The sequence below is a fragment of the Providencia sp. PROV223 genome (assembly GCF_028479245.1).
GTDB lineage: Bacteria > Pseudomonadota > Gammaproteobacteria > Enterobacterales > Enterobacteriaceae > Providencia > Providencia rettgeri.
Genome location: NZ_JAMPNG010000012.1, coordinates 22,773 through 41,319 on the forward strand (window position 1 = coordinate 22,773; position 18,547 = coordinate 41,319).

The following is an 18,547-nucleotide window of genomic DNA, read 5'->3' on the forward strand; positions in this document are numbered from 1 at the left end:
TAATTTTATTTCAGTTGGATAGCGTTAAAATCACGAGTGTTGTATTCGAGACAACGTTATGACTGAAATAAGAGAACCGCGTAAAAGCGTCAAAGCGGCTGCACGCCAAAAATATATTGTTGGCGAACAAGCGAGTAAAAATATTGAGCAAGTGCTCAATGAATATCAAACAAATCTATTAGGCTTATCTGAGAATGAGGCGATGGATCGCCTAGTGACTGAAGGTGAGAATGAAGTTGCTCATGAAAAAGCCCCTCCAGCATGGAAGCAACTACTCACTTCCTTTAAAAATCCATTTATATTCGTACTGATTATATTAGCAGTTGTTAGTTTTTTTACGGATTATGTTATTCCCGAACGTCAAGGTGAAGAAACAGACTTAACCGGGGTGATTATTATTGTCACTATGGTTTTACTGAGTGGATTTTTGCGTTTTTGGCAAGAATATCGTACCAATAAAGCTGCGGAAGCATTGAAATCCTTAGTTCGAACGACAGCTACGGTATTTCGTCGCGACAATAAAACGGGACGTTCAGTTCGAAAAGAGGTGCCGATTAAATGCTTAGTACCTGGGGATATTGTGTTGTTATCCGCAGGAGATATGGTTCCTGCTGATTTAAAGCTAGTCGAATCAAGAGATTTGTTTATCAGCCAAGCGATTCTAACAGGGGAGTCTATACCCGTTGAAAAATATGACACATTGGGTGACGTTTCAGCCAAAAGTTTAGATCCCGTATCGCCAACAGAAAATGAATTATTAGAGATTTCAAATATTTGTTTAATGGGAACCAATGTTACCAGCGGTACAGCACGTGGAATTGTGGTGGCAACCGGCGGAAAAACCTATTTAGGCTCGTTGGCTAAATCCATTGTGGGGAGCCGTGCGCAAACATCGTTTGATCGTGGTGTGAATAGCGTAAGTTGGTTATTGATTCGTTTTATGTTAGTCATGGTACCAATTGTCTTACTTATCAATGGGTTTACAAAAGGTGATTGGTTCGAAGCAACATTATTCTCACTGGCGGTTGCTGTGGGGTTAACACCCGAAATGTTACCGATGATTGTTAGCTCCAATTTAGCCAAAGGTGCAATTGCCATGTCAAAACACAAGGTGATTGTCAAAAGATTAAATGCTATCCAAAACTTTGGTGCAATGGATGTGCTGTGTACCGATAAAACGGGAACTTTAACGCAAGATCGTATTATTTTAGAACATTATTTAGACAGTAATGGGCAGAAAAATAGTAAAATCTTGCAACTGGCTTGGCTAAATAGCTTCCATCAAAGTGGCGCTAAGAACATGATGGATCAGGCAATTATTCGTCGTGGTAGAGGGAACAGTGAAGTTGAGCAGCTAAAAGGATTTCAAAAAATTGATGAATTACCCTTTGATTTTATTCGGCGTAAATTGTCAGTGACAGTACGAACACCAGAAGGTGAAGCCCTACTTATTTGTAAAGGCGCCGCTGAGGAAATGTTAGCTGTTTGCCAAAGCTATCAACAAGATGGTGAGCTTCATTTACTTGATAACCAAGCAAGAGCAACAATTACTGAGCTAGTGAGTGACTATAACAGACAAGGATTTCGTGTATTACTACTCGCAACTCGCCGTTTGAATGATGCTGAAGCCCGCTTACCGCTTTCAACTCAAGCTGAGCATCAGTTAGAACTACAAGGCATTTTAACTTTTCTTGACCCAGCAAAAGAAAGCGCAATTTCAGCCATTGCAGCGCTACGTGAAAATGGTGTTACGGTGAAGGTGTTGACGGGTGATAATGCGATTATTACCGAAAAAATTTGTCATGATGTTGGCCTAAATATCAGTGAAATCATGACTGGTCTGGAAATTGAAGCTTTGACGGACGAAGAGCTCGGTCAGAAAGTTGAGCAGGTTTCAGTTTTTTGTAAATTAACACCCTTGCAAAAATCCCGTATTTTAAAGCGGTTACAAGCAAATGGGCATACAGTTGGCTTTCTTGGTGATGGGATTAACGATGCACCGGCATTACGTGATGCTGATGTGGGAATTTCAGTTGATACAGGGACGGACATTGCTAAGGAATCTGCGGATATTATCTTACTTGAAAAAGATTTAATGGTATTAGAGCAGGGGGTGATTAAAGGACGTGAAACTTTCGGCAATATTATTAAATACTTAAATATGACAGCGAGCTCTAACTTCGGTAACGTATTTTCTGTATTGATTGCCAGTGCATTTATTCCCTTCCTACCGATGTTAGCCATTCATTTGCTCGTTCAAAACTTGCTGTATGATATTTCCCAGCTTGCATTACCCTGGGATAAAATGGATAAAGAGTTTTTAAAACGACCTCGTAAATGGGATGCAAAAAATATTGGCCGCTTTATGCTTTGGATTGGGCCAACGTCATCTATTTTTGATATCACGACTTTTGCGCTAATGTGGTACGTGTTCCAAGCAAATAGTGTTGCTCATGAAGCGTTGTTCCAATCCGGTTGGTTTGTGGAAGGATTACTCTCTCAGACGCTAGTTGTTCATATGTTAAGAACACAAAAAATACCCTTTATACAAAGCACAGCTGCGCTACCTGTTATGTTAACGACAGGGTTAATTATGGCTCTCGGGCTATATATTCCATTTTCTTCATTTGGTGAAATGATAGGATTACAACCGTTGCCAATAGAATATTTCCCATGGCTAGCTCTGACATTAGTGAGCTATTGTGTTGTCGCTCAACTGATGAAGCAGTTTTATATTAAACGTTTTGGCACATGGCTATAATATATTGTTAAGTCAGGAAAAAGAAAAACCAAGGATGGTTCTTCTTTTCTGTGCGCAATAAAAAGAGCCACCAGTGTGGCTCTTGTTGATCTACAGAATAAAGAAGAATAGGGCTTATTGCAGGCCTAAAGCAGCTTTCATCTGTTTCATTGCATCAATACCTTGTTGGCAAGCTTTATCTTGCTGATCCTTAGGCAGTGCAGCAACTTGTTTTTTACCTTCTTCCAGCTGACCTTTCATTGCATCTAACTGAGTTTTTGCTTGCGGGTTTTCTGAAGCTTTAGCAATTAAGCTATCAACTTCAGCGAAGTAAGCGTTACAAGTTTCAGTTGCACCAGCAACTTCGCCTTTTTTCTCTTCTTCCGAACAAGCAGTGATTGTCAGTGCCAATAAACCCATACCACAAGCTAAAATCAACTTTTTCATAATCAACCTTATTAAAATTATTTATTTATATAGCAAATTGAGTATATAAGAGATGTTTTTAATATCAAACGTGACAAATCCTAAAATAATATCTTAGTTAATTAATTAAATTTCAATTTACTTGGACTATCGTATTTTATGTTTGTCTGTTTTCGTTACATAATTTTATGTTTATGGTTAAGTCTTTTTTTATCATATCGTTATGGAATATCACTAACAATTCTACGTTTATCTAAAGTAATTGATAGAAGATAAAGGAATTGAGGATAGAGAGAAGAGGTTAATTAGGCGGTGGAATCGTGATTATTTAATTTAACAAACATATTTTTTGAAGATAATTATGTTCTAGTGCCAAGATAGGATAATGTTTGTACGTGTTTTTGCTTATATAAGATTTTGAAATATTGTTATAACATTTTTTTATACACAATTAAAATTATTAAAAAATCGTTTATTTGTAACAAAATATTTACGGTTGAATGATAAATTTTTACTATGAAATATTTATAGAATTAATGGCTGTTCATTTAAGATGCAATTATAGATGTGAAAAGTGAGCTACTTCACAAATTTAAGAAGAAAACCTTTGTATCAGTATAAGTTTGATTTTTAAATTAAATTTTCTTTGTACGAAGATGAAATTATCAGGTAAAGTCTTTGTTTTTAAGCGAACTAATAAGTAAATATCGCTTAACTTATGGTTAATGATAGGTGTACAGGGTTAACGACAATTAAGTTAATTTTGTTGACGCTAACTCAAATTCATACCAAAATTGATTCACCGTAGAAATTCGCCAAAGAGCGAGAGACGGGTTAGAATGTTTTTAACAAAGGGCGATACCTTTTCTTACTGTACATTTTTAGAATGATTAGTTCTCTAAAGGTAAAGTAAGAATATATGATATGGGTTCACCATATCACAATGCAACATAGCAAATAATATATTAATGCTATGGGCATACAATGTATGTAACCTGATTTATTTGGTTACAATTTTATATTTAGACTTACACACAGGGCTTTACCATTATGTCTGCTTCTATTGTAAAGAAACGGCCTCTGAGTCGTTACATCAAAGATTTTAAACACAGCCAAACTCATTGTGCACATTGTCACAAGACCCTTGATCGCATCTCTTTAGTTTTCAACGATGACATCTTAAATAAAGAAGCTATCGCTGATATGACTGAATTGGTTGATGAAGGTACCTGGGGGGAGCTGCAAGATAAATTTACTGCACTTTGTCGTTTTTGTAGTGAAATTTATTGCAATAGTAATACTGATTATTTTGATATTATGTCATTTAAACAGTATTTATTCTTACAGACTGAGATGAGCCATAGTACTGTTCGTGAATATGTTGTTCGTTTACGACGTTTAGATGAGCTGTTATCTTCTTCTAATTTTTCTATGAAAGAATTTACTGCAAGTAAAGTTCAAGAAGAGTTAAGTGAAAAAATGACAGACTCTGCATTTAGCAATTACAATATTGCATTACGTAAATATGAACAATATTTATTCTGGGAATCTGAAAAGTGCAATAATTAGAATGACATACTGAAAATAAGTATCGTTATTTTCATTGTTGTTTTTAAACAATGGTGTCCTCGTGGGCACCTTTTATGTTTCTAGCAGTAAATATATGAGATAGCACTTATCTGATAGGAACCGCGACTGTTATTCTTATGAGATAAGTGTATTTTTAAATAAACACATTGTGATGTATGGCCTGATCCTCATAAACTGCGAGGTCAGGCCTTTTGTTTATTACCCGATCGTCATTAAGCTAGCATTACCACCTGCAGCTGCGGTATTGACACTCAATGAGCGCTCATGAAGTAAGCGTTCAGTCAGCAGATTAGTTTCACCTCGTTCAAAGCCTTGTACTGAAATAATAGGCCCTTTACGTTGTGCAACCGCTGCACAAACCTCTTTTAACTGATCGCTATCACCATGGTAAATAACCCCTTCGATTGGCTCTTTAGATTCTATCCAGTTTTTAGTTAGCGATATGGTTTTTCTCACTTTTTCAGGTAGTGACTTAAATAGCTTCTGATGAAGTTCGCTATCTGGCCATAACACCTGACAACCCGCAGAAAGCACCGCTGTTAACTGAGTTAAACAATCTTGTTCATTATCGCTAAGGCATAAAATCAAACCACGTGGGCGCAAGGTATAGGTATTCCTTTCTCCCGTTGGACCGGGCAACACACGAGTGGTTCCTGTCTGACTATGGCGTGTAAATAGCTCAATAACGGAGGGGGAAATAACCGAATTTTGTTTTTCAGACCATTGAGTAAGTGCTTCAAATGGCTCGAGTAATACGGTTCGGGCACTGGCATCCATCGGTAAATGGCTATCTTGTCTCTCTAAAGTGTTTGAAACCGCGTTATCTGGGCGTTCGCTTAATAAACGATAGAGGTATAGTGGCCCGCCTGCTTTAGGCCCAGTTCCAGATAAGCCTTCACCACCAAAAGGTTGCACACCAACAACGGCACCAACCATATTTCGGTTTACGTACAGATTACCTACTTTAGCTTTTGAAACAACTTGGTTGATAGTTTCATCGATACGAGTGTGAACACCAAGTGTCAGCCCATAACCCGCAGCGTTAATTTGTTCAACGAGTGCTTCTAGCTCATCTCGTTTAAAACGTACAACGTGCAGAACAGGGCCAAAGATCTCTTTTTTCAGCTCACTAACATCATCAAGTTCTATCAATGTCGGCTTAACATAGGTTCCTTCCATTTGTTCTTGTTGATCATCATGATTTTCAAATGCGGCTTGGAAGACGACTTTCCCTTTGCTACGCATTTTTTGAATATATTGATCGATATTTTCTTTTGCTTCACGGTCAATCACCGGGCCAATATCGGTTGATAAATGTTCTGGATTCCCCATGCGGCACTCTTCCATTGCGCCTTTTAACATACGAATCGTTCTATCTGCGACATCTTCTTGGATGCATAGAATGCGCAGTGCTGAACAACGCTGACCTGCGCTATCAAATGCAGATGCGACAACATCAATGACAACCTGTTCTGTTAATGCAGAAGAATCAACGATCATTGCATTTAATCCGCCCGTTTCTGCAATCAGCGGGGTTGGTCGGCCCTGTGCATCTAAGCGCCCAGCGATATTACGTTGAAGTAATCCTGCAACTTCAGTTGACCCCGTAAACATGACTCCACGAACACGGCTATCACCAACGAGTTGGGCACCAATCGTTTCACCTTTACCCGGTAAAAATTGCAGTACATCGCGTGGAATACCCGCTTGATGCAAAATGGAAACCGCAATAGCACCGATTAATGGTGTTTGTTCTGCCGGCTTCGCGAGTACGGTATTTCCTGCCGCGAGAGCAGCTGCAATTTGGCCTGAAAATATTGCTAACGGGAAGTTCCATGGACTAATACAGACCACAGGCCCTAAAGGACGGTGCGTATTGTTATCAAAATCATTCTTGACTTGAGTTGCATAGTAATTAAGAAAATCTACCGCTTCTCTAACTTCCGCAATTGCATTGTTGTAGGTCTTACCCGCTTCACGCACTAAAATATCTAATAGTGGTTGTAGCTGTTGCTCCATAAGGTCAGCGGCTCGTAATAAGATAGCTGCTCGTTCAGAAGGCGGAGTTGCGAACCAGATAGTACCCGCATCGTTAGCGGTATTTAATGCATGTTCAGCTTCTTGTTCTGTTGTTTCACGAACATGGCCAACAATATCTTTATTACAGGCAGGGTTTATAATTGGTGTTGCTTCAGGTAACGTTTGCGAAGCTTGGAAATTGCCCCCTAACAGCGGTTCTGCTATTTTTTGCTGCATACCTGCACTCAGTAGGGCACTTGATAAGGAAGCCAGTCGATGTTCGTTTGATAGGTCAAGCCCCATCGAATTTACTCGTTCTTGGCCGTATAAATCACGTGGTAACGGAATTTTTGGATGCGGTAAGCCAATTTGACCTTCAGTTTTAGACAGTTCTAAGACATCTTTAACTGGGTCAGCAACTAATTCATCTAGCGGAATAGTGGCATCAGCAATACGGTTTACAAATGAAGTATTTGCACCATTCTCTAATAATCGACGCACCAGATAGGCAAGTAGTGTTTCGTGAGTACCGACAGGTGCATAAATACGGCAAGGGCGGTTTAGTTTGCCATCAGCGACTTTACCAACCACCTGTTCATAAAGTGGTTCACCCATTCCATGTAGACATTGGAATTCATATTGGCCTGGGTAGTAGTTTTTACCTGCAATTTGGTAGATAGCAGAGAGAGTATGTGCGTTGTGCGTTGCAAACTGCGGGTAAATTAAATTGGGAACCGACAACAGTTTTCGTGCACAGGCAATGTAAGAAACGTCAGTATACACCTTACGCGTATAAACTGGGTAACCTTCTAGCCCATCCATTTGCGCGCGCTTGATTTCACTGTCCCAATAAGCCCCTTTTACCAGACGGATCATTAAACGACGTTGGCTGCGTTCAGCTAAATTTATGATTGAGTCAATCACAAATGGGCAGCGTTTTTGATAGGCCTGGATAACAAAGCCAATCCCATTCCACCCCGCGAGTTGTGGTTCAAAACAGAGTTTTTCTAGTAAATCTAAAGAGATTTCTAAGCGGTCGGCTTCTTCTGCGTCAATATTAATCCCTATATCGTATTGATGCGCTTGTAATACTAGGGATAACAGGCGTGGATAAAGCTCTTCCATTACGCGAGAGTATTGTGCACGGCTATAACGTGGATGTAATGCTGATAGCTTAATTGAAATACCAGGGCCTTCATAAATACCGCGGCCATTTGATGCTTTACCAATCGCGTGGATAGCTTGTTGGTAAGACACCATGTAATCTTGTGCATCTTTTTCCGTTAATGCGGCTTCGCCCAGCATGTCGTAGGAATAGCGGAAGCCTTTATCTTCGAGTTTTCGTGCGTTAGCGAGCGCTTGGGAAATAGTTTCGCCAGTAACAAATTGCTCTCCCATAAGGCGCATCGCCATATCAACGCCTTTGCGTACCAGCGGTTCACCACTTTTACTAATGATGCGATTAAGTGAGGTTGAGAGTTTAGCTTCATTATGCGTAGAAACTAGCTTACCCGTAAATAGTAGACCCCAAGTCGCGGCATTGACAAACATTGAGCTACTTTGGCCAAGGTGTGATTGCCAATTCCCATTGCTAATTTTATCGCGGATGAGCGCATCTCGAGTTGCTTTATCAGGAATGCGCAGTAAGGCCTCTGCGAGACACATTAATGCGACACCTTCTTGAGATGAAAGTGAAAATTCTTGGAGTAGACCTTGAACTAAACCTGAGCGGCCGATGCCATTTTTTTGATTGCGTAGTTTTTCAGCTATTGAATAAGCTAATTTATGAGCGGCTTCAGCTTGTTCTGTAGGGAGCTGTGCTTGCTGTAACAACATTGGCACGGCTTGTGTTTCAGGAATTCGGTAAGCAGAAGTAATTGCAGAGCGTTTTACAGATTGTGGTAAAATGTGCTCTGCGAAATCTAAGAATGGTTGATAGTTAGATTCAACGGTGGTGTCTTCATCAGAAGTTTGATTTTCTTTTACATCGATACCCGGTGAGAGCTCTGGAAAGGCTTGGCCATTATCGAGTTGTTCTAGGTAATTATAAATAGCTTGTTTGATAAGCCAATGTGATGTGCGGTCAAGACGCTGAGCGGCATTTTTAATGCGTTCACGAGTTGCTTCATCAAGTCTCACACCCATAGTTGTAGTGCTACTCATCTTAATTCCTCTAGGTCACGAGTCATTTTAATCAAAAAGTTACACCACATTATCTTAATGTTGCAACTTTGTGCAACATTGTTACGTGTGATTTCTGAAAGAAATGTGAAATATATCGAGTTTTTTGAGTTCTAATAATTTCAATTAAATTGGTATTCATTTATTTATTATATTTTACATGTAGTTATATTTATCATCTTTAGATGAGGCGATTAAACATCTGATTGTGAATTTAAGTTTAAATTTTAACATTTGTGATATGGATTCTATTTATGCAATAAAAAATAGTTAATTTCTTGTTAATTTAATACGACTCTGTCTAGGATGTGGCAGTTAAGATATTAAGTTAGTGCAACACAAACAATCACAACCTATTTGGTGTTTGCGCAGATAAATTAAATATGTGCAATAAAGTGCAACACCATGAAGTTACAAGTTATCAGCGGTCACTTATAAAGATAACTAATAATTTTAAAGCTACTCAATGGAGAAAACAGGATGACTGTAAGCACTCCGATGATCATTATGTTCGTCGTATACATTACTGGCATGTTATTAATTGGTTATATGGCCTATCGCTCAACGAAAAACTTTGACGACTATATTCTGGGTGGGAGAAGTTTAGGCAGTGTTGTAACTGCATTGTCTGCTGGTGCCTCAGATATGAGCGGTTGGTTACTCATGGGGTTACCAGGTGCGATTTTCTTGGCCGGGATTTCTGAAAGTTGGATTGCTATCGGTTTGAGTCTCGGTGCATATCTTAACTGGTTATTTGTTGCTGGGCGTTTACGTGTCCAAACAGAAAAAAATAATAATGCGTTAACATTACCGGACTACTTTACTAGCCGTTTTGAGGATAACAGTAAGATTTTACGTATTATTTCTGCTGTTGTTATTTTAGTTTTCTTTACGATTTATTGTGCGTCAGGTGTGGTCGCAGGTGGCTTGTTATTTGAAAGCACATTTAATATGAGCTATGAGAAAGCGATGTGGTTAGGTGCACTCGCGACGATTGCTTACACGTTTTTAGGTGGTTTCTTAGCTGTGAGTTGGACCGATACTGTTCAAGCTTCATTAATGATCTTCGCATTGATTCTTACACCTATTGTTGTGATCCTTTCTTTAGGGGGAATTGATACCTCTATTGAAGTGATTAAAGCTAAGAATCCTGAATATCTTGATATGTTTAAAGACATGAATATCATCGCAATTCTGTCATTATTAGGTTGGGGATTAGGCTATTTTGGGCAACCTCACATTTTAGCGCGTTTTATGGCAGCAGACTCTGCTCGTACTATTCGTTCTGCTCGACGTATTAGTATGACATGGATGGTGTTATGCCTAGGTGGAACGATTGCGGTTGGTTTCTTTGGTATCGCTTATTTTGAAAATAATCCGGCTTTAGCGGGTTCGGTCATGCAAAACAATGAGCGTATATTCATGGAGTTAACGGGGCTTTTGTTTAACCCATGGATCGCTGGTATTTTATTATCAGCCATACTAGCCGCGGTAATGAGTACGTTAAGTTGCCAATTATTAGTTTGTGCGAGTGCGCTAACGGAAGACTTGTATAAGCCTTTTATTCGTAAGAGTGCTAGCCAAAAAGAGTTAGTATGGGTCGGGCGTTTTATGGTGTTGTTAGTCGCTGCAATTGCCATTTACATTGCTCGTGATCCAAATAATAAAGTTTTGGCATTAGTGAGTAATGCATGGGCTGGTTTCGGTGCCGCATTTGGTCCTGTTGTTTTAATCTCTGTAATGTGGAAACGAATGACGCGTACGGGCGCACTCGCAGGAATGTTAGTTGGTGCAGTGACAGTACTCGTTTGGATAAAATACAAATGGTTTGATTTGTACGAGATCATCCCAGGTTTCTTATTAGCAACAATCGCGATTGTTGTTGTCAGCTTGATAACTAAAGCACCAAGTGCAGCTGCGCAGGCTCGTTTTGATGAAGCCGAGGCAGAATATAAAGCAAGTTAATCGAGCGAGTTTATAAACTAAAAAGGCCGAGTAACAATACTGTTATTCGGCCTTTTTGCTTATTTTTCATTAATGGTTCTTTTTGCGCTTAGCGAATTGGTAACCAATGAAGAGCAAAATAAACCAAACTGGTGTTGCTATTAAGGCTTGTCTTGTATCGTGCTGAAATGCCAATAAAACAACCATAAAGGCAAAAAAGGCGAGGCTTAACCACGACATCACAATACCCGCAGGCATTTTATAATGGGATGCTTTGTGCATCTCAGGTCGCTTTTTACGGAAATTTAAATAGCTATATAAAATCATGCTCCAAATAAACATGAAAAGAATTGCAGACACGGTTGTGACTAGTGTGAATGCATGCATGATATCAGGAATAAAATAGATCAGAACAATACCAAAACTGAGGCAGATACAGGTAAAAATTAACCCAGTAGCGGGTACGGCTTTTTTCGATAATTGGCTGAACTGTTTTGGTGCATTCCCTTCTTTTGAAAGCCCAAAAAGCATTCGACTGGTGGAAAATACACCACTATTTGCAGAAGAAGCTGCAGAAGTTAAAACGACAAAGTTAACAATACTTGCTGCTGCAGGTAAGCTTATCAGGACAAACATTTCTACAAATGGGCTTTTATCGGCCAATATGGTTCGCCATGGGGTAACTGCCATAATCACAATTAAAGATAACACATAGAATGCAATGATCCGGATAGGTATCGCGTTGATAGCTTTCGGTAAAGATTTTTCTGGATCGCGTGTTTCAGCGGCTGCCGTTCCGACTAATTCAATCCCAACAAACGCAAAAATAGCAATTTGGAAGCCAGCAAAGAAGCCGCTGATCCCCATCGGAAACATTCCACCATCATTCCAGATGTTGCTTAAAGATGCCGTATGACCCGCAGGGGATTGAAAATTCATGGCAATTAGTGTGCCACCTACTGCAATGAGAGCCACTATGGCAACAATCTTTATCATAGCGAACCAAAATTCGAGCTCACCGAAAAGCCTGACAGAAACCAGGTTGAGTGTTAATAAGGTGACTACGCAGATAAATGAGGTTACCCATTCAGGAAAATCAGGAACCCAAAAGCTCACATAGGCTGTTATGGCAATGATATCGGCAATACCTGTGATAACCCAGCAAAACCAGTATGTCCAACCGACAAAGAAACCTGCCCATGGGCCGATAAGGTCAGCAGAAAAATCACTGAATGATTTGTAGTCCAGATTAGAAAGTAGCAGTTCACCCATTGCGCGCATCACAAAAAATAGCACAAAGCCGATTATCATATACACAAAGATAATTGATGGGCCCGCAAGTGAAATGGTTTTACCAGAACCCATAAATAAGCCTGTACCAATTGCGCCACCAATAGCAATAAGTTGTATATGGCGGTTACTAAGACTACGTTTTAGCTGATTACGATCAGCGTTGGGTTGTGTTGATAGTGAATTCGCATTTTCTTCCATACTAAAGATGTCCGTAGTGGTTTGTGATAATTAGCCACAGTCTTTTTTATAATTTTGTGGTTATGTTTGCGTGAAATATTGTGACATAAATCTCAATTAGAGTAAGGAAAAGTTATCTTGTTAGAAACGAAGTGATGTTTATTCAAGCGATAGTTTTCTTAAATTTTACATTCGTAACTTTAAATTAACTTAGATAATAAAAATAGCAGAATCATATTGACTGTAGCAATTGTTAGGCGTTAAATAATTTGTATCGGGTTGTTAGCTCAGTTGGCAGAGTAGGTGACTCTTAATCATTAGGTCGGGGGTTCGAGCCCCCCACAACCCACCAAGATTTTCAATGAGTTATGAGCATGCTGCGGAACCTATACTGACTGTATGGGACGTATTTGGGACGCAAGCATTAAATATTGCATCAATTTGCTTAGCATGTTTGGCTAAGTGATCTGGTGCTCAGTGAGCATATCGCAGAACCATCTCAATACTTTCCTAGCCGCCCATTTCTTGAAGATCAGACAGCGGGACGCCGGATTGAACTAACTAGGATTGCAAGGAATTTAAACAGCGTTTCAAACTAACCTGCTGAGGTGATTTTTTATCTGTTTTAATTAGTATTCAAATAGCATTGATTGTTTATGAGTTAGGCTTTTACCTCATTATTTCAATTTATTAGAGTAAAAAATAGGATCTATAAACCAATGAATAATTGGAATTGATGCTAATAAAAGTGCTATACAAATGGTTAGTAGAGTAAATGTTATTATTAATAATAAATTAAGCTCTATACCTAAAAAAACTAATGTTTGTAATATAATAAAACAAATAATTGGGTGGATTAAATAAACACCTAAAGCATTGTTTGATGTTTTCGCATATTTATCAGTTGATAAGGCAAAGTAAATAATGCTTGACCCTAACACTAGACTTATAGAAAAATTTAAAATATGAATAATAAATTCGTTGAAGAATAAATAGGAGTTGATACCGCTGAGCATTTCACTTAAGAAAGCATCTCGATAATGAAGGAATAAAATAGCTGAAATTGTAATACAAAAAATTACCATGGTAGGTTTTTTTCTTAACGAAGATATACTTTTATTATTAATAAAATAAGCGATGACAAAAAATGGAAAATATAGAATAATTGAGAAGAAACTAGAAAATGGCATAAGGTAAGTTTTTGTTATATAAGAAATTATCAATGATAATGTTAAAATTATAGAGAGGTAGAATTTATTTAATTTAAAGCTTTTCGGTAATAATAAAAAAATAGCTTGCCAGATAGGCGTTGCTAAGAAAAACCAAACTCCGTATTGAGGAGAAAGTAAATAGGTTCTTAAAGTTAACTCACCGGTGAAATAAAGTGGGAGCATATCGATTGTTTGGAACGTAAAATAAATGATAACAGCAGGAAGAAGATGAGATTGTAACCCTTTCCATGTCGTATTTTTTGTTATAAATGCAACTATAAATACAAACATAGGGATTAATGTTAATTCAAAAGTATTAATAAGCAACGCATATTTGTTTTTATCAACTAAATTTAAATAAAAATCAAAAACAATTAATGAACTCAATATAAGCTTTAGTGTAGGCCAGTATGGTTGGTTATTATCTTTTATATTCGAGATTAAGTGATTTTCATTTTTCATACATATACCCTATATAAAAACTCACTTATTGTACCTCATTGAGATTTTTATTTAAAATAAATTATTTTAGGGATTATGAAAGGGAAGGTAATACGTCAAATATTGATGAGTCTTATTAAGTTAAATGTTACTCTTAATTCGAGTTAACTCATGATTTAGTAACCGGATATAAGGCTACAATATCCTTTATTCATCATTTAAGAGTACGATAAAAATCACAGATGCTTAAGACATGAAACGTGATAGACACCCCAAGGAATCTGTATTGGGTTGGAAAAGTATGATTTGGTTGAATTGCGAACAATTTAAAGAGACTATTTTTTAATATGGAATGTACCTAAGAAGTGATTGCAATTACAGGGTTTGAGACATGAGGAAAATAAAATTAACTCAAGTCTCTGCCATTTCATCAACGCCTAACAATCAGTATAGGTAAATAAAAGTGTTTCAGGCTATTTCGGCGCTATTCTTATCAATGATGATCAGTTCATGCTGTTATCAACCAATTTTTGGGTGATTGTAATTGAAGCTTCAACGCCTAATATATATAAAGCCTGCTCTAAAAGTTCAATTTTAGATGCGTAATGAATATCGAGTAAGCGTTCTATCTGTTGTGCATTGATGTTCAGCCTGCGAGCGAGGTCGATGCGTTGTGTTGCAGAATTGAGAATCGCGTTATGCAAGGCAATTTTTAAGCAGCAGATTATGGGTAAATAAACAGTAAAGGTTGCTTCACTTTTTGTTTGTGTTGCTAATGGAATAGGTTTTCTGAGTTCAATTAGTTCAGCAAAAGAAGCGAGCAAAATTTCTTGGGCTTCTAACTCAACATCTTCTTTACAATAGCTAACGCCCTGTAGCCCAGAAAAATCACTAAAGTTGATTTCATATACGTTTTCTTCCTCAATGAAGTCTACAGTTGCTTGATAATTGAACATGCTTTTCCTTAAAATTATATTTTAGTGTGCTCAGTGTTGCATTGGTGCATGAGGAAAACAAGTTTATCACTTCACTGGCCTTGTCATTTTTTCATCATTTTGTCTATATTGATCCTACATACGACTTAGAGAGCATTGTAAGCAATATTAATGTGATCTTCTTAACATAAATATATCAATGAGAGTATCGTTTTATTCGGAAATTATTGAGAAACAAAGAAAACAAGTGTGAAGACTGTCGCAAATTGGAGAATATTTTTGCTCATAAAAAGCACAATAAATTTGTTTGTTTTATAAGCAAGCTTCTCACTGAATTATTTTAACTAAAAGTCATTTTTTTCTATTCCTTCATTATTGGATTAAGCAATTTTACTTAAGTTAGGATGATGATTAGGGTATTTTGTTAAAATAAAAGTATATAGTAATTAAAGGTTACTATAACCTTGGTTAATCAAATTTGTTGTCATTGCGTGAAAACAGCTAGAACGGATAAGCATGAAGACATGTAATAATACGCTTAGTCGTTTTTATTTTAAGTGCCAATCGAATGTTTTAAAAGTGATATGAAAAATATATAGAAAATGGAATGTTCTTAATTGAAACCTTCATTTTTCACCCTTAACACAAAAGTGATTGATTAACGTAGGTTGATCTTTTTATTAAAAAAAATGAAATCTCAGCTACTTTATATAAAAAAACAAATATTAATTAATCAAAAAAATTACTTTAATGAATTAATAACAAAGTGATTACTTAAAATATTAAAAAAACAAAAATAACCAGTAAAAGTATTTAAGCTAAATAGTTTTTTATTATTGGTAATTTATTTAAATTTTATTAATTTTATTAATATTACGAGATGATGACATTATAATCATTGTTTAATTAATCTAATGAGAATTGAGGGCGGATACTTAATATGTATGACAATATAGTGAGAGTTTGTATGATAACTACGATTGAATAATTTTGAACGATGGTTGTAATGTAGATTAAACTTATTGAAAATTAATGATTAAGTTTTATTCCAATAGTGCCGATAACGGCTTATTACAGACATGGGTAACTCAGTTTCTTAATACTAAAAATTGATTTGGATCAATATGTTGTTTTTGATGTTGTGCTTGGTTTTTTTCGCTTGGTAATCACATGTAAAGAGTGAATGCTTTGATTAAAATCCTGCCATTTTGCTTAAGGTGACTAAAAATGTTGTGGATATTTAGGATAAAGTAATAGAAGATAAAGAAATAATGAAGATTATTTAATGAATTAAGGGGTAATCATCCCATTGGTATAAAAAGAAACATAAGTACCTTGAATAGTTAATTTAGTGGTGCATAATAATTAGCGACTAATAATGACATCAGCCATTTCTGATTTTTACGGGAACCGCTAATTTTTTAGTCATTCTTTATTGTTGTAGGTATTCAGGAAATATCTTTAATTTAAGTTTGGAAATTTGTGTGTTTATACTCCAAATTGGGTACTTTTGAATGGATGACATGGGAAAATTAATGGAATTGTATTTACCCAATTTAATTACTTTTTAAATTTAATAATTTGATTACACAATACTTTCAAATTTATATTTGTTCTTTTTGCACACAGATCGCACAGATGTTGATAATTTTCGGAAAGGAAAAAAAATGAGCTCGACGACAGATTTTCTGAAGCATATATACGATATTAACCTCTCATATTTGCTATTAGCCCAAAAACTCATCTCCCAAGAGAAAGCCTCTGCGATGTTTCGTTTAGGTATCTCTGATGCAATGGCAACTACTTTAGCAGACCTTACACTCCCTCAATTAGTCAAATTAGCAGAGACAAACCAGCTAATCTGCCAGTTTAGATTTGATAATAGTGACACAATTGAAAAGCTAACCCGTGATTCAAGAGTTGATGAATTGCAACAAATTCATACAGGTATCTTACTTTCGACCCGATTATTGCAAACGCATAATGAGGGCGACACAGAAATAGCGAGAAAAAGATGAGTACCGCAGCTGAAAAAAGTATAGTCCAAGAAGCGAATGATATTCGATTAGCCATGGAACTAATCTCTTTAGGCGCTCGCCTTCAAATGTTAGAAAGTGAAACTCAAATTAGTCGTGGTCGTTTAGTTCGTTTATATAAAGAGCTAAGAGGCTGCCCACCACCAAAAGGCATGCTACCTTTTTCTACAGATTGGTTTATGACGTGGGAACAGAATATTCATTCATCCATGTTCTATAATGCTTATCAATTTTTACTTAAAAGTGGTCAATGTCGTGGTGTGGATGCCATATTAAAAGCCTACAGGTTATACCTTGAACAGTGCATTCCAGAACCTGGTGAGGAGCCTTTGTTAGCTTTAACACGCGCTTGGACATTAGTCCGTTTTGTGGAAAGTGGCATGTTACAAAGTTCACAATGTAGCTGTTGCCATGGTTCTTTTATTACTTACGCACATATTCCTGAAAATAGCTTTACTTGTAGTTTATGCCAACCGCCATCACGTGCAATAAAAAAACGTAAACTTTCCGAGCATCTAGCCGATATTACGGTATATCGACAGGATGGCATTACTAAAGCGGTAATGTAATTGGATTGATTTGGTTAACAGGCAAAGGTTTTTGCCTGTCACTCCTAATATTCCCTTTGACTGCCATCTGTTAACCAACGGAGTGAAAGGGAATATTGTGTTAATACTCATCGGGTATATCATTGTTACAGTTGCGGTTATAGGCGGATACTTAATGGTCGGTGGCCATTTGGGTGCGCTTTATCAACCTGCTGAATTTGTTATTATTTTAGGTGCAGGTTTAGGTGCCTTTGTTGTTGGTAACAGTGGCAAATCTATAGTCGCCTTGTGTAAAGTATTACCAAAACTCTTTCGTCGTTCCTCTTACAATAAAACAATGTCAATGGACTTAATGGCGTTGTTATTTCAATTACTTAATAAATCACGCCAGCAAGGGTTACTTGCACTTGAAAAAGATATTGATAACCCAAGTGAAAGTGAAATTTTTTCCCAGTATCCCCGTATTTTAAAAGACGAATCCACCATGATGTTCATCGTGGACTACTTACGTTTGATGGTAAGCAGTAACTTACAAAGCCATGAAATTGAGGCATTAATGGACGAAGAGTTAGAAACTTTTCGCCAAGAAAATGAAGTACCGGCTTCGGGGTTAAATATGGTCGGTGACTCTATGCCTGCATTTGGGATCGTTGCGGCCGTTTTGGGTGTCGTAAATGCCTTGGGCTCAGCGGATCGTCCTGCTGGTGAATTGGGTGCTTTAATTGCTCATGCTATGGTGGGAACATTTCTAGGTATTTTAGTGGCTTATGGCTTCATTTTACCTTTGGCTGCACTAATAAGACTACGCAGTAGTGAGCAATTGAAAATGATGGAATGCATTAAAGTGACTTTCCTTTCAGCATTGCAAGGCTATGCCCCTCAAATTGCAGTGGAATTTGGCCGCAAGGTGTTATTCAGTGCAGATAGGCCTTCATTTGTTGAACTTGAAGATAAAGTTCGAGAAGTGAAAGTTGGTGCTCGCTCACAAGAAACAACTGAGGAGTAA

At 37.3% G+C, this 18,547-nt stretch carries 11 protein-coding genes, 1 tRNA gene and 1 pseudogene; 7 read left to right on the forward strand and 6 right to left on the reverse strand.

Annotated features, from left to right (window positions below):
- Nucleotides 1-58: 58 nt before the first annotated feature.
- Nucleotides 59-2,761 (forward strand): magnesium-translocating P-type ATPase, encoded by a 2,703-nt coding sequence (gene mgtA, locus PR767_RS13955; RefSeq protein ID WP_272520466.1) that lies wholly within the window; start codon nt 59-61, stop codon nt 2,759-2,761.
- A gap of 114 nt (nt 2,762-2,875) precedes the next feature.
- On the opposite strand, the gene PR767_RS13960 is transcribed toward mgtA, so the two are convergent.
- Entirely contained in the window at nt 2,876-3,187 is a 312-nt protein-coding gene (locus tag PR767_RS13960; protein ID WP_004909809.1) for a DUF5339 domain-containing protein, read from the reverse strand.
- A gap of 1,029 nt (nt 3,188-4,216) precedes the next feature.
- On the opposite strand from PR767_RS13960, the gene fliZ reads away from it, so the two are divergent.
- Nucleotides 4,217-4,735: a flagella biosynthesis regulatory protein FliZ gene (gene fliZ / locus PR767_RS13965; protein WP_004255757.1), complete on the forward strand. Its 519-nt coding sequence runs from the start codon at nt 4,217-4,219 to the stop codon at nt 4,733-4,735.
- 219 nt (nt 4,736-4,954) lie between these two features.
- Here fliZ and putA read toward each other — a convergent pair whose 3' ends face one another.
- Nucleotides 4,955-8,938 (reverse strand): trifunctional transcriptional regulator/proline dehydrogenase/L-glutamate gamma-semialdehyde dehydrogenase, encoded by a 3,984-nt coding sequence (putA, locus tag PR767_RS13970; protein ID WP_272520467.1) that lies wholly within the window; start codon nt 8,936-8,938, stop codon nt 4,955-4,957.
- Nucleotides 8,939-9,436: 498 nt separating this feature from the next.
- On the opposite strand from putA, the gene putP reads away from it, so the two are divergent.
- Nucleotides 9,437-10,921, forward strand: coding sequence for a sodium/proline symporter PutP (gene putP, locus PR767_RS13975; RefSeq protein WP_164528956.1), 1,485 nt, complete (start codon nt 9,437-9,439; stop codon nt 10,919-10,921).
- A gap of 69 nt (nt 10,922-10,990) precedes the next feature.
- On the opposite strand, the gene cycA is transcribed toward putP, so the two are convergent.
- On the reverse strand, nt 10,991-12,391 hold the full coding sequence (cycA, locus tag PR767_RS13980) for a D-serine/D-alanine/glycine transporter (protein ID WP_272520468.1): 1,401 nt from the start codon (nt 12,389-12,391) through the stop codon (nt 10,991-10,993).
- Between the two features lie 255 nt (nt 12,392-12,646).
- Between cycA and PR767_RS13985 the strand changes: the two genes are divergently transcribed.
- Nucleotides 12,647-12,722 (forward strand) — tRNA-Lys (locus PR767_RS13985).
- Nucleotides 12,723-12,736: 14 nt separating this feature from the next.
- On the opposite strand, the pseudogene PR767_RS13990 reads toward PR767_RS13985, so the two are convergent.
- From PR767_RS13990 to PR767_RS14000, 3 genes and pseudogenes are all read right to left on the reverse strand, one after another.
- Nucleotides 12,737-12,931: pseudogene (locus PR767_RS13990) on the reverse strand (integrase); the annotation flags it as partial.
- Nucleotides 12,932-13,047: 116 nt separating this feature from the next.
- Nucleotides 13,048-14,043, reverse strand: coding sequence for an acetyltransferase (locus tag PR767_RS13995; RefSeq protein WP_272520469.1), 996 nt, complete (start codon nt 14,041-14,043; stop codon nt 13,048-13,050).
- A 482-nt stretch (nt 14,044-14,525) separates the two neighbouring features.
- Nucleotides 14,526-14,978 carry a hypothetical protein gene (locus PR767_RS14000; RefSeq protein ID WP_004909821.1) on the reverse strand — a complete coding sequence of 151 codons (453 nt, stop codon included), beginning with the start codon at nt 14,976-14,978 and terminating at the stop codon, nt 14,526-14,528.
- Between the two features lie 1,646 nt (nt 14,979-16,624).
- On the opposite strand from PR767_RS14000, the gene flhD reads away from it, so the two are divergent.
- The 3 genes from flhD to motA all read left to right on the forward strand — a co-directional run bounded on the left by flhD (nt 16,625) and on the right by motA (nt 18,547).
- Nucleotides 16,625-16,975 (forward strand): flagellar transcriptional regulator FlhD, encoded by a 351-nt coding sequence (gene flhD, locus PR767_RS14005; RefSeq protein ID WP_004909823.1) that lies wholly within the window; start codon nt 16,625-16,627, stop codon nt 16,973-16,975.
- On the forward strand, nt 16,972-17,562 hold the full coding sequence (flhC, locus tag PR767_RS14010) for a flagellar transcriptional regulator FlhC (protein WP_004909826.1): 591 nt from the start codon (nt 16,972-16,974) through the stop codon (nt 17,560-17,562). Before flhD ends, flhC begins: the two co-directional genes overlap by 4 nt.
- Nucleotides 17,563-17,659: 97 nt before the next feature.
- Nucleotides 17,660-18,547 carry a flagellar motor stator protein MotA gene (gene motA, locus PR767_RS14015; RefSeq protein ID WP_004909829.1) on the forward strand — a complete coding sequence of 296 codons (888 nt, stop codon included), beginning with the start codon at nt 17,660-17,662 and terminating at the stop codon, nt 18,545-18,547.

Coding starts and splice junctions, on each gene's coding strand:
- mgtA (WP_272520466.1), top strand. CDS start 59: ATGACTGAAATAAGAGAACCGCGTAAAAGCGTCAAAGCGGCTGCACGC.
- PR767_RS13960 (WP_004909809.1), bottom strand. CDS start 3,187: ATGAAAAAGTTGATTTTAGCTTGTGGTATGGGTTTATTGGCACTGACA.
- fliZ (WP_004255757.1), top strand. CDS start 4,217: ATGTCTGCTTCTATTGTAAAGAAACGGCCTCTGAGTCGTTACATCAAA.
- putA (WP_272520467.1), bottom strand. CDS start 8,938: ATGAGTAGCACTACAACTATGGGTGTGAGACTTGATGAAGCAACTCGT.
- putP (WP_164528956.1), top strand. CDS start 9,437: ATGACTGTAAGCACTCCGATGATCATTATGTTCGTCGTATACATTACT.
- cycA (WP_272520468.1), bottom strand. CDS start 12,391: ATGGAAGAAAATGCGAATTCACTATCAACACAACCCAACGCTGATCGT.
- PR767_RS13995 (WP_272520469.1), bottom strand. CDS start 14,043: ATGAAAAATGAAAATCACTTAATCTCGAATATAAAAGATAATAACCAA.
- PR767_RS14000 (WP_004909821.1), bottom strand. CDS start 14,978: ATGTTCAATTATCAAGCAACTGTAGACTTCATTGAGGAAGAAAACGTA.
- flhD (WP_004909823.1), top strand. CDS start 16,625: ATGAGCTCGACGACAGATTTTCTGAAGCATATATACGATATTAACCTC.
- flhC (WP_004909826.1), top strand. CDS start 16,972: ATGAGTACCGCAGCTGAAAAAAGTATAGTCCAAGAAGCGAATGATATT.